This is a genomic window from Streptomyces sp. NPDC051452, from assembly GCF_044454765.1.
GTDB lineage: Bacteria > Actinomycetota > Actinomycetes > Streptomycetales > Streptomycetaceae > Streptomyces.
Genome location: NZ_JBITEB010000014.1, coordinates 221169 through 231924, shown reverse-complemented (window position 1 = coordinate 231924; position 10756 = coordinate 221169). Strand labels below are relative to the sequence as shown.

Below are 10756 nucleotides of genomic sequence, written 5' to 3'. Positions count from 1 at the left end.
AAGCTCTTCGAGGCCAACGCCTACCGCGACTACCTCGAACTGCACGGCCTGTCCGTGCAGTTGGCCGAGGCACTCGCCGAGTACTGGCACGCCCGCGTCCGCGCCGAACTCGGGATCGCGGACCATGACCCGGCGGCCCTGGACGGGATGCTGCGCACGGAGTACCAGGGATGCCGCTACTCGCTGGGCTATCCGGCCTGCCCGAATCTGGAGGACCGCACCAAGATCGCGCATCTGCTGCGGCCCGAGCGGATCGGCGTCCACCTGTCCGAGGAGTTCCAGCTGCACCCGGAGCAGTCCACGGACGCCATCGTCGTCCACCACCCGGAGGCGAGCTACTTCAACGCCGGAGGACGCGCATGACGTATCCACCCGCCTCACTCCCCACCTTCTCCTTCGAGTTCTTCCCGCCGAAGACCAGGGCCGGGGAACGTGCGCTGTGGGACACGGTCCGCCGGGTGGAGGCACTGCGCCCGGACTTCGTCTCCGTCACCTACGGGGCCGGAGGCTCCTCGCGGGACCGGACCATCGCCGTGACCCGGCGGATCGCCGCGGAGACCACCCTGCGCCCGGTCGCCCACCTCACGGCCGTCGGGCACTCGGTAGCCGAGCTTCGGCACATCATCGGCGCCTACGCGGACGCCGGGATCCGGGACGTCCTCGTGCTGCGCGGCGATCCGCCCGGTGACCCGAGAGGGCCGTGGCACCCCCATCCGGACGGCTTCACCCACGCGTATCAACTCGTCGAACTGGTGCGCTCACTCGGAGACTTCACGATCGGGGTGGCGGCCTTCCCGGAGCGGCACCCGCGTTCGGCCGACTGGGAGGACGACATCCGGCACTTCGTGGCCAAGTGCCGGGCCGGCGCCGACTACGCGATCACTCAGATGTTCTTCGACGTGGAGGACTATCTGCGGCTGCGGGACCCGGGTCGCGGCGGCCGGCTGCGACACCCCGATCATCCCCGAGATCATGCCCGCCACCGACGTACGCCAGATCCGCCGGTTCGCCGCCCTGAGCGACGCCGCCTTCCCCGAAGACCTCGCCCACCGGTTGGAAGCCGCCCGGAACGACCCCGCCGCGGGTCATCGCATCGGCGTCGAGCACGCCACCCGCATGGCCGAGCGCCTGCTCGCCGAGGGCGCACCGGGACTGCACTACATCACCCTCAACTCATCCGCCGCGGCCCTGGACATCCACCGCGACGTCATCGGCTCAAGGAGCGCTCGTGTCAGCTGAATTCACCGACTTCAAGGTCGCCGATCCCTCGCTGGCCGCGTTCGGCCGTAAGGAGATCACCCTCGCCGAGCATGAGATGCCGGGCCTGATGGCGATCCGCAGGGAGTACGCCGAGGCGCAGCCGCTGGCCGGCGCCCGGATCACCGGGTCGCTGCACATGACCGTGCAGACCGCCGTGCTCATCGAGACCCTGGTCGCTCTCGGCGCCCGCGTCCGCTGGGCGTCCTGCAACATCTACTCCACCCAGGACCACGCGGCCGCCGCCATCGCGGCGGCCGGCATCCCGGTCTTCGCCTGGAAGGGCGAGACGCTGGAGGAGTACTGGTGGTGCACCGAGCAGGCGCTGACCTGGCCGGACAGCCCCACCGGTGGCCCGAACATGATCCTGGACGACGGCGGCGACGCCACGCTCCTGGTCCACAAGGGCGTCGAATACCACAAGACCGGTGAGCTTCCTCCCGCGGACAACGAGGAACTCGCCGTCGTACGGGCCCTGTTGCGGGACGGCGCCTTCGACTGGCCCGCCGTCGCCTCCGAGATCCGTGGTGTCACCGAGGAGACGACGACGGGGGTGCACCGGCTGTATGAGATGCAGCGTGATGGTGTGCTGTTGTTCCCGGCGATCAATGTGAACGATGCGGTCACGAAGTCGAAGTTCGACAACAAGTACGGTTGCCGGCATTCGCTGATCGACGGCATCAACCGGGCCACGGATGTCCTGATCGGTGGCAAGACGGCGGTCGTGTGCGGTTATGGCGATGTGGGCAAGGGGTGTGCGGAGTCCCTGCGTGGGCAGGGCGCTCGGGTGATCGTCACGGAGATCGACCCGATCTGCGCGTTGCAGGCGGCGATGGACGGTTATCAGGTCACGACGCTGGACGAGGTCGTCGACCAGGCCGACATCTTCGTCACGACGACCGGTAACAAGGACATCATCATGGCTTCGGACATGGCCAGGATGAAGCACCAGGCGATCGTGGGGAACATCGGTCACTTCGACAACGAGATCGACATGGCGGGTCTCGCCGCGATCCCGGGCATCGTGAAGGACGAGGTCAAGCCCCAGGTCCACACGTGGACGTTTCCCGACGGCAAGGTGATCATCGTGCTGTCGGAGGGGCGGTTGCTGAACCTGGGCAATGCCACGGGTCATCCGTCGTTCGTGATGTCGAACTCGTTCGCGGATCAGACGCTGGCCCAGATCGAGTTGTTCACGAAGCCGGACGAGTATCCGGTGGGTGTGTACACGTTGCCCAAGCATCTGGACGAGAAGGTGGCGCGGCTGCATCTGGACGCGTTGGGTGTGAAGCTGACGACGCTGCGTCCGGAGCAGGCGGCGTACATCGGTGTCGAGGTCGAGGGTCCGTACAAGCCCGACCACTACCGCTACTGAAGCCATGCGCCTCGGACTCAGGACGTCCGCGACGGCGGCCACGCCCGCGTTCCTCGCGCGGGGCTCCGCCTGTGAGTGCAACGCGCACTACCGGCAGCAGGTCGAGCGGGGCGCGCGGCACCTGCTGGTCGGTGTCGACCGCCCCACCGGTCTGGGCCACGACAGCGACGATCCGGCCGCGCGCGGTGCCGTCGGCCAGGCGGGCGCGGCGATCGACTCGGTCGACGACATGCGGGTCCTGCTGCGCGGCCTCGCCCTGGACCGGGTCACCGCCACCCTGCTCGTCGACCTGCCGGGAGCCGCGCCGCTGGCGTCCCTGTGGTGCCTGGTGATGGAGGAGCGGGCCGGTGGCGCGCGGTGTCGTCTGCGGATCGCGCTGCGGCCGCCGGACCCCGCGCGGATGCCGGGCCTCCCGGCGGAGCGGTACGCCGAACGGCTGACGGCGCTGCTGCACGCGGTCTGCGCGCCGGCGGGCGTCCCGGTGCGGCCGGCCGGTCCCCACGACCCGGACGATCGAGGCCGCCCAGGCCGAGCGCCTGGCCAAGCTGCGGGCCTGGCGCTGCGAGGACCGGCTGGACGCGGCCCTCACCGTGCTGCGGACCTCGGCCGCCCACCCCGCGGACGCCCGCACCCCGGGCGCGCTGCGTGCCGCCCTCGCCGCCGGCGCCACCCTCGGGGAGGTCTCCGGCGTCCTGCGCGCCGCCTGGGGAGCGCCGCGGCGCACCCCGGCGTTTCTCACGGTCAGGTCCCAGGTTGGTCATGGAAGGCGATCACCCGTGGCCGGGAATCACCCGTCCGCGTAGCGTGTTGGCCAGCGCGACGAGGGAAAGATCCTCCCCAGGTAGGACGGACGATCCTTTGCCAATCCATTACCCTTGAGGCCGAGGCCACGAAGGCTGGCCATGGAGGAGTGAAATGAGGAGCAGTAACCCGGTCTTCTCGCGACGGGGGTTCAGCCGCGACAACGGCTACGCCGGCTTCAACACCGCACCGCAGGCCGGGTACGCCCAGGGCAACCCGTACGCGCAGAACCCCTACGCGCAGAACCCCTACGCCCAGCAGGGCGTGCAGGCGGGCGCCCCGCCGCAGGCCCCGGTCACCACCGACCGGATGACGATGGACGACGTCGTCACGCGCTCGGCCCTCACGCTGGGCACGGTCGCCGTCGGCGCCGTCCTCGCCTGGGCGCTGCTGCCGGTCTCGACGACCAGCTACGGCCTCGCCGTCGGCTCCGCGCTGATCGCGTTCGTCCTGGCCATGGTCCAGAGCTTCAAGCGCACCCCGGTGCCCGCGCTGATCCTCGGGTACGCCGCCTTCGAGGGCGTCTTCCTCGGTGTCCTCAGCGAGATGTTCAACAGCCGCTGGAGCGGGGCGCCGTTCCAGGCGGTGCTCGGCACCATGGCCGTCTCGGGCGCGACACTGCTGGTCTACAAGGCCGGCTGGATCCGCGTCACCGCCCGCTACGCGCGCATCGGCCTCGCCATCGCGATGGCGTTCATGGCGGTCATGGTGGTCAACCTGCTGCTGGTCGCGTTCGGGGTGGCCCCGGACGGCGGCCTGCGCAGCTTCGGCCCGCTCGGCGCCCTGGTCGGCATCGTCGCGATCCTGCTCGGCGCGTTCTTCCTCACCCTCGACTTCAAGCAGATCGAGGACGGCATCGCCTACGGCGCCCCGCGCGAGGAGTCCTGGCTGGCCGCGTTCGGCCTCACCATGACCCTGGTGTGGATCTACGTGGAGATGCTGCGCCTGGTGGCGATCTTCAGCAGCAACGACTAGCACCAGCCGGTCGTACGAGGGGCCCCGGGCGATCCGCCCGGGGCCCCTCCAAGTTCAGAGCAGCTTGCGGGCCGCCCTCCTCAGGTCGTACTCGTGCACGATCGCCTTCGCGTGGCCGTACGCGAGGTCGTACTCGTGCCGGAGCCAGCTGACCTTGTCCTCGAAGCGGAACAGGGCGGGGCCGTCCTCGACGGCGCGCAACCAGTCGGAGACTTCACGACCGGTGCAGTGGGGGATGCGGGCGAGCAGATTGCGGTGGGTCTCCTCGGAGAAGACTTGGGACATCGGCGCCTCCGAACGCAAAGGGGATGTAAGCCGGTCCTTCACGTCACCGTGCCTGAGCGTTCGCGTATTGGCAACAGTGCGGCGCGTTACGCTCGGCGCGTGGTTGATACGACGCCCTTGACCGAAGCAGTGGATCATTTCGCCGACCGTTTGCGGGCGGCGCCGCAGAGCCGTCTGCAACGCGGCGCGGCGGCCGAGGCGCTGGCCCTGGCCCGCGAGTTCGCCCGGTGGGCGCAGCGGGTGGAGGAGCCGGGGACCGATCCCCGGGAGATGCCGGATGCCGGGATGTTCGCGGCGGCCGACCAAATCCTGGTCGCCGCCCACGACTTGGCCGTGGTGCTGTGCAGCCAGGACCAGGTGGCCGAGGCGGTGCGGCAGGTGGAGGAGGCGCGCCGGCGCGCCGGCGTGTGACTCAGAAGGACGCGATGACCCGGTCGGCGAGGATGTAGACCGTCTCCTCGCCGCACGCGAACGTCAGCGTGTAGGCGCCGGAGATCCCCGAGCCGCCGAGCAGGTACGGCATCTCGCCCGACTCCAGGCTCGCGGCCAGACGCTCCGCCGTCTCCCGGTGGCCCGGCGTCATACACAGGGTGGTGCCGTCGGCGAACACGTAGACGTCGAGGGTGCCGAGCGGACCCGGGCGGACGTCGGAGAGTTCGATCCGCTCGGCGGCCAGCTGCTCCAGCGCGGTGACCGTGCGCTCGTGGTCGTTCACGACCGGCGACTGCACCGGGACGAAGTCCGGGTGCGAGGGGTGGCGGCGCCGGGCCGCGGCCAGCTCCGGGGACTCCCCGGCGAACTCGTCGCCGTCCGAGGTCGGCTCGGACACCGGCTCCAGACCCGCGAAGTCGGACTGCCGGGGCATGAACAGATCGGCGTCCGGCAGCCCCAGCAGGGTCGGCGCGTCGGACGCGTCACGCGCCTCCTGCGCCGCCCAGAAGGCACGCGCCTCCGCCAGCTCCCGCTCGCGCTCCTCCGCCAGCGCCTCGGCCACGGCGGACCGTATCCGGTCGGCGTCGGCGTGGCCGCGCGCGTGCGGCAGCAGCGCGCGCATGGTGGCGGTGTCGTTCTCGGCGAGCTGCGCCTGCAGCTCCGCGATCTGCCGGCGCAGCTTCAGGACGGTGCGCAGGACGGCGACGCCCACGGCGCCCGTGGCGGCCGTGGTGAGCAGCAAAGCGATCGGCATGGCGCTCACTGACGTACTCCCGGTTCAAAGTCGACCCCCGACTTCCTACATCAGCTTGAAGGGCGGACTAACCAGCTGTCAGTGCGTAACGTCACGAAACGGACAGGACTTTGGTGGTACGGAATCCGGCTGAACCGCGCTGACCTGCGTAGACGGGGTCGGCGAGGGATATAGGTCACATCCTGGGGGAGATTGGATCACGGAAAGGCCCAGACCCCAGGGGACTCCTGGGGATCCGGGCCCACTCCGACGCAAAGTGGCCGAATCACTACGGACGGTGGACGGCCTGCGGGTATCCGCTCAGCTCAGGCGCTCGATGACCATCGCCATGCCCTGGCCGCCGCCGACGCACATCGTCTCCAGGCCGAACTGCTTGTCGTGCCACTGCAGCGAGTTGATGAGCGTGCCGGTGATCCGCGCGCCCGTCATGCCGAAGGGGTGACCGACGGCGATGGCGCCGCCGTTGACGTTCAGCCGGTCGAGGTCGATGCCCAGCTCCCGGTAGGAGGGGATCACCTGGGCCGCGAAGGCCTCGTTGATCTCGACCAGGTCGATGTCGTCGATGGTCAGGCCGGCGCGTCCGAGCGCCTGCTTGCTCGCCTCGACCGGGCCGAGGCCCATGATCTCCGGGGAGAGGCCGGAGACGCCGGTGGAGACGATCCGGGCAAGCGGGGTCAGACCCAGCTCGCGGGCCTTGGTGTCGGACATGATGACGAGCGCGGCGGCGCCGTCGTTGAGCGCGCAGCAGTTGCCGGCCGTGACCAGGCCGTCCGGACGGAAGACCGGCTTGAGGCCCTGGACGCCCTCCAGTGTGACCCCGGCGCGCGGGCCGTCGTCCTTGCTGACCACCGTGCCGTCGGGCAGCGTCACCGGGGTGATCTCGCGCTCCCAGAAGCCCTTCTTGATGGCTTCCTCGGCGAGGTTCTGCGAGCGGACGCCGAACTCGTCCATGTCCTGGCGGGTGACGCCCTTGGCGCGGGCCAGGTTCTCGGCCGTCTGGCCCATCGCGATGTACGGGTCGGGCAGCAGGCCGTCCTCGCGCGGGTCGTGCCAGGTGGAGCCCTCGGACTGGGCGACGGTGGCGGTCCGGGCCTCGGCCTCGGCGAACAGCGGGTTGTGCGTGTCCGGGAGCCCGTCGGAGCTGCCCTTGGCGAACCGGGAGACCGTCTCGACACCGGCCGAGATGAAGACGTCGCCCTCGCCGGCCTTGATGGCGTGCAGTGCCATGCGCGAGGTCTGCAGGGAGGAGGAGCAGTAGCGGGTGACCGTACAGCCCGGCAGGTGGTCCATGCCCATCTGTACGGCGACGATCCGGCCGAGGTTGTGGCCCTGCTCGCCCCCGGGCAGGCCGCAGCCGAGCATCAGGTCGTCGATGTCCCGGGGGTCCAGCTCGGGAATCTTGGCGAGGGCCGCCTGGATGATCGTGGCCGTCAGGTCGTCGGGACGCAGGTCCTTCAGAGAGCCCTTGACGGCGCGGCCGATGGGGGAGCGGGCGGTCGAGACGATGACGGCTTCGGGCATCACGGCTCCAGTGGACGGAGTTGTTCGGGCAGGGCCGAGTGGGAAGTTACCCGTACGTATGGCCTGGGTCACTGGTGTCGCGGTGTGACCCTGACCGCAGTTTACTAAGCGCTTGCTTGCCCGAGGTGGCACGGGCGGGGGTCACACCGGCGGCGAACGACACCGGCGGGCCCGCGAGGACGGGCGGGCTCACACCGACGGACGGGCGGACTCACACCGACGGGCGGGCGGGCTCCGCCTCGGGCACCCGGCGCCGCCGCCTCCGCTTGAGCAGCGCCCACGGCCCCCGGGGCCCCGTCGGCATCGCCGCCGTGACCTCGGTGCCGGCCTCGGACGCGGCCTCGGCGGCCGCCCGCGCCACCGGCAGGAACCCCTCGCGACGCGACACGTCCGGGCGCTCCTCGTCGGCCGGCCACAGCCCCAGCGCCGCGCACACCGTCGGCAGCACGGCCATGGCGGCCGTCGCGTACCCCTCCGCCGAGGGGTGGTAGTTGTCCGGTCCGAACAGCTCCCGCGGATTCGCCTCGAACTCGGGGCCCAGCAGATCGCCGAGCGACACCGTGCGCCCGCCCTGCTCCACCGCCCCGATCGTCTGGGCCGCCGCCAGCTGCCGCGAGGCCCGCCGCGCCAGCCAGCGCAGCGGCTGCTGCACCGGCTCGATGGTGCCGAGGTCGGGGCAGGTGCCGACCACCACCTCCGCACCGGCCGTACGCAGCCGCCGTACCGTCGTCGACAGATGCCGTACCGAGCGGGTCGGCGGCATCCGGTGCGTCACGTCGTTCGCGCCGATCATGATCACGCAGATGTCCGGGACGGGCCACGGCGACGACAGCACCAGCGCCACCTGCCGGTCCAGATCGTCGGACCGGGCCCCGGGCAGGGCGACGTTGCGCAGCTCCACCGGCCGCTCCGCCACCGCCGCCAGCCCCGACGCCAGCAGCGCCCCCGGGGTCTGGCCCGCACGGTGCACGCCCTGCCCCGCGGCCGTGGAGTCGCCGAGCATGGCCAGCCGGAGAGGCGGCTCGCCCGGGATGTCGTACGCGTGCCCGTACACGCCGTCGGCCACCGGTACCCGGCTCCCGCCGCCGTTGCCCACATGGCGCCGGGCCAGCCTCAGTTCCGTCAGCAGCAGGCCGACGGCGGCCGCCCCCACCAGCCCGACCCCGCCACCGCCGTACGCCGCTCCGGCCGCGATCCGCCGAGCCACCCTCGCCCTCGACATCCTCGTCATGCCTCGCCGCCACCTCCTCGTAGCCCTCCATCCACTCCTTGCCCCGTACAACCCGTGCGCCAATCTCAACGGACAGTGAACGCCCGCGCCGCGTCACCCCGTGGCCTTAGGCTGGCGGCACCCATAACGACCAGTTTTTGCAAGCAACCGGAGACAACGGTGCGATTCCACGACTCGATGATCAGCCTCGTCGGCGACACCCCGCTGGTGCGGCTCAACAACGTGACCAAGGGCATCCAGGCGACCGTCCTGGCCAAGGTGGAGTACTTCAACCCGGGCGGTTCCGTGAAGGACCGCATCGCCCTGCGCATGATCGAGGCCGCCGAGCAGAGCGGGGAACTCAAGCCGGGCGGCACCATCGTCGAGCCGACCAGTGGGAACACCGGTGTGGGGCTGGCCATCGTCGCCCAGCAGAAGGGGTACAAGTGCATCTTCGTGTGCCCCGACAAGGTGAGCACCGACAAGATCAACGTGCTGCGGGCCTACGGCGCCGAGGTCGTCGTCTGCCCCACCGCCGTGGACCCCGAGCACCCCGACTCGTACTACAACGTCTCCGACCGGCTGGTGCGTGAGACGCCCGGCGCCTGGAAGCCCGACCAGTACTCCAACCCCAACAACCCGCTCTCGCACTATCACTCGACCGGCCCCGAGCTGTGGGAGCAGACCGAGGGGAAGATCACCCACTTCGTGGCGGGCGTCGGCACCGGCGGCACCATCTCCGGCACCGGCCGCTATCTGAAGGACGCCTCCGAGGGCGGGGTCAAGGTCATCGGCGCCGACCCCGAGGGGTCGGTGTACTCCGGCGGTTCGGGACGGCCGTACCTGATCGAGGGCGTCGGCGAGGACTTCTGGCCGAGCGCCTACGACCGCACCGTCGCCGACGAGATCGTCCCGGTGTCCGACAAGGACGCCTTCCAGATGACCCGTCGCCTCGCCAAGGAGGAGGGCCTGCTGGTGGGCGGCTCCTGCGGCATGGCCGTCGTCGCCGCGCTGCGGGTCGCCGAGCGGCTCGGCCCGGACGACGTCGTGGTCGTGCTGCTGCCGGACAGCGGCCGCGGCTACCTCAGCAAGATCTTCAACGACGAGTGGATGGCCGACTACGGCTTCCTGGAGGACGAGGGCCCCAGCGCCCGCGTCGCCGACGTCCTGAGCGACAAGGCGCACGGCGCCATCCCGTCCCTGGTGCACATGCACCCCGAGGAGACCGTCGGCGAGGCCATCGAGGTGCTGCGCGAGTACGGCGTCTCGCAGATGCCCGTCGTCAAGCCGGGCGCCGGTCACCCGGACGTCATGGCCGCCGAGGTCGTCGGCTCGGTGGTGGAACGGGAGCTGCTGGACGCCCTGTTCAGCAAGCGCGCGTCCCTGGAGGACCCGCTGGAGAAGCACATGTGCGCCCCGCTGCCGCAGGTCGGCTCCGGCGAGCCGGTCGGTGACCTGATGACCGTGCTGGGCTCGGCGGACGCGGCGATCGTCCTGGTCGAGGGCAAGCCGACCGGTGTGATCAGCCGTCAGGACCTGCTGGCCTTCCTGGCCAAGGGCGGCACCAAGTAGCGAACACCCGGTGAACCCCGGATGACCTCGGCCGATCGAGGCGATCCGGAAGTGGTACGAGGGTGTCACGTGCGCGCAGCACCCGCTTAACACGGGTCCGGCACAGTAGTGGGTGTCGGCAGGGAAGAGGGAGCACCACCCAGGCCAATGGGCACTGGGCAGGCTCCCCGCCCGGGCCGGCTGCGAACGGCGCCAAGGACCTCCGGAGCGGCTCCCGGACCTCCGAAAGCGCCACGGACGCGCAAGCCCGGCCCTGACCCGGCCCGCGTCCCTCGCGGGGACCGCCGTCGTCCCGCCCCCCGGCAACGGGGGTGCGGCGGTCCCCGCGCAACCTCCTCCCACCCCCTGCCCGACACCGGCCCGTCGTCGGCCCGGCCCCGGCCCGGCGTCGGCTCGGCCCCCTCGGGCTCCGGCCCGGTGGCTCAGCCCTCAGGTTCCGGCCCGGCGCCTTTCCGGCGGCTTCCGCCCGGCCCCTGCCGGGCTTCCGCCCGGCCCCTGCCGGGCTTCCGCCCGGCCCCTGCCGGGCTTCCGCCCGGCCCCTGCCGGGCTTCCGCCCGGCCCCTGCCGGGCTTCC

General features: G+C 71.1%; 10 protein-coding genes and 2 pseudogenes. 8 read left to right on the top strand and 4 right to left on the bottom strand.

The window, feature by feature from the left end:
- The 6 genes and pseudogenes from ACIBA9_RS28555 to ACIBA9_RS28530 all read left to right on the top strand — a co-directional run.
- On the top strand, positions 1-363 hold a 363-nt coding region (locus ACIBA9_RS28555), incomplete at its 5' end, for a vitamin B12 dependent-methionine synthase activation domain-containing protein (protein WP_399367379.1).
- Positions 360-1239: pseudogene (metF, locus tag ACIBA9_RS28550) on the top strand (methylenetetrahydrofolate reductase [NAD(P)H]). The gene ACIBA9_RS28555 and the pseudogene metF, both read left to right, overlap by 4 nt.
- Positions 1229-2632, top strand: a complete 1404-nt coding sequence (gene ahcY / locus ACIBA9_RS28545) for an adenosylhomocysteinase (RefSeq protein ID WP_399367378.1) — start codon at positions 1229-1231, stop codon at positions 2630-2632. The pseudogene metF and the gene ahcY overlap by 11 nt, the downstream one beginning before the upstream one ends.
- Positions 2633-2636: 4 nt before the next feature.
- Positions 2637-2963, top strand: a pseudogene (locus ACIBA9_RS28540) (methylmalonyl-CoA mutase family protein); the annotation flags it as partial.
- 181 nt (positions 2964-3144) lie between these two features.
- The gene (locus ACIBA9_RS28535) at positions 3145-3435 is read left to right on the top strand and encodes a methylmalonyl-CoA mutase family protein (protein ID WP_399367384.1); all 291 of its coding nucleotides are present in this window, start codon (positions 3145-3147) and stop codon (positions 3433-3435) included.
- A 112-nt stretch (positions 3436-3547) separates the two neighbouring features.
- Complete coding sequence (locus ACIBA9_RS28530) at positions 3548-4408, top strand: Bax inhibitor-1/YccA family protein (protein WP_399367376.1); 861 nt, start codon at positions 3548-3550, stop codon at positions 4406-4408.
- 54 nt (positions 4409-4462) lie between these two features.
- On the opposite strand, the gene ACIBA9_RS28525 is transcribed toward ACIBA9_RS28530, so the two are convergent.
- The gene (locus ACIBA9_RS28525) at positions 4463-4693 is read right to left on the bottom strand and encodes a DUF4287 domain-containing protein (protein ID WP_362150496.1); all 231 of its coding nucleotides are present in this window, start codon (positions 4691-4693) and stop codon (positions 4463-4465) included.
- A gap of 99 nt (positions 4694-4792) precedes the next feature.
- On the opposite strand from ACIBA9_RS28525, the gene ACIBA9_RS28520 reads away from it, so the two are divergent.
- Entirely contained in the window at positions 4793-5104 is a 312-nt protein-coding gene (locus ACIBA9_RS28520) for a hypothetical protein (protein WP_399367373.1), read from the top strand.
- 1 nt (position 5105) lies between these two features.
- On the opposite strand, the gene ACIBA9_RS28515 is transcribed toward ACIBA9_RS28520, so the two are convergent.
- From ACIBA9_RS28515 to ACIBA9_RS28505, 3 genes are all read right to left on the bottom strand, one after another.
- On the bottom strand, positions 5106-5879 hold the full coding sequence (locus tag ACIBA9_RS28515) for a hypothetical protein (RefSeq protein WP_399367382.1): 774 nt from the start codon (positions 5877-5879) through the stop codon (positions 5106-5108).
- Positions 5880-6179: 300 nt separating this feature from the next.
- The gene (locus ACIBA9_RS28510) at positions 6180-7400 is read right to left on the bottom strand and encodes an acetyl-CoA C-acetyltransferase (protein ID WP_399367371.1); all 1221 of its coding nucleotides are present in this window, start codon (positions 7398-7400) and stop codon (positions 6180-6182) included.
- A gap of 211 nt (positions 7401-7611) precedes the next feature.
- Positions 7612-8631: an SGNH/GDSL hydrolase family protein gene (locus tag ACIBA9_RS28505; protein ID WP_399367369.1), complete on the bottom strand. Its 1020-nt coding sequence runs from the start codon at positions 8629-8631 to the stop codon at positions 7612-7614.
- 159 nt (positions 8632-8790) lie between these two features.
- Between ACIBA9_RS28505 and ACIBA9_RS28500 the strand changes: the two genes are divergently transcribed.
- Positions 8791-10182 carry a cystathionine beta-synthase gene (locus tag ACIBA9_RS28500; RefSeq protein ID WP_362150507.1) on the top strand — a complete coding sequence of 464 codons (1392 nt, stop codon included), beginning with the start codon at positions 8791-8793 and terminating at the stop codon, positions 10180-10182.
- Positions 10183-10756: the final 574 nt, after the last annotated feature.

Bases quoted from the DNA above. Each gene is read 5' to 3' on its own strand.
- ACIBA9_RS28530 (WP_399367376.1), top strand. From the start codon at position 3,548: ATGAGGAGCAGTAACCCGGTCTTCTCGCGACGGGGGTTCAGCCGCGAC.
- ACIBA9_RS28525 (WP_362150496.1), bottom strand. From the start codon at position 4,693: ATGTCCCAAGTCTTCTCCGAGGAGACCCACCGCAATCTGCTCGCCCGC.
- ACIBA9_RS28515 (WP_399367382.1), bottom strand. From the start codon at position 5,879: ATGCCGATCGCTTTGCTGCTCACCACGGCCGCCACGGGCGCCGTGGGC.
- ACIBA9_RS28510 (WP_399367371.1), bottom strand. From the start codon at position 7,400: ATGCCCGAAGCCGTCATCGTCTCGACCGCCCGCTCCCCCATCGGCCGC.
- ACIBA9_RS28505 (WP_399367369.1), bottom strand. From the start codon at position 8,631: ATGACGAGGATGTCGAGGGCGAGGGTGGCTCGGCGGATCGCGGCCGGA.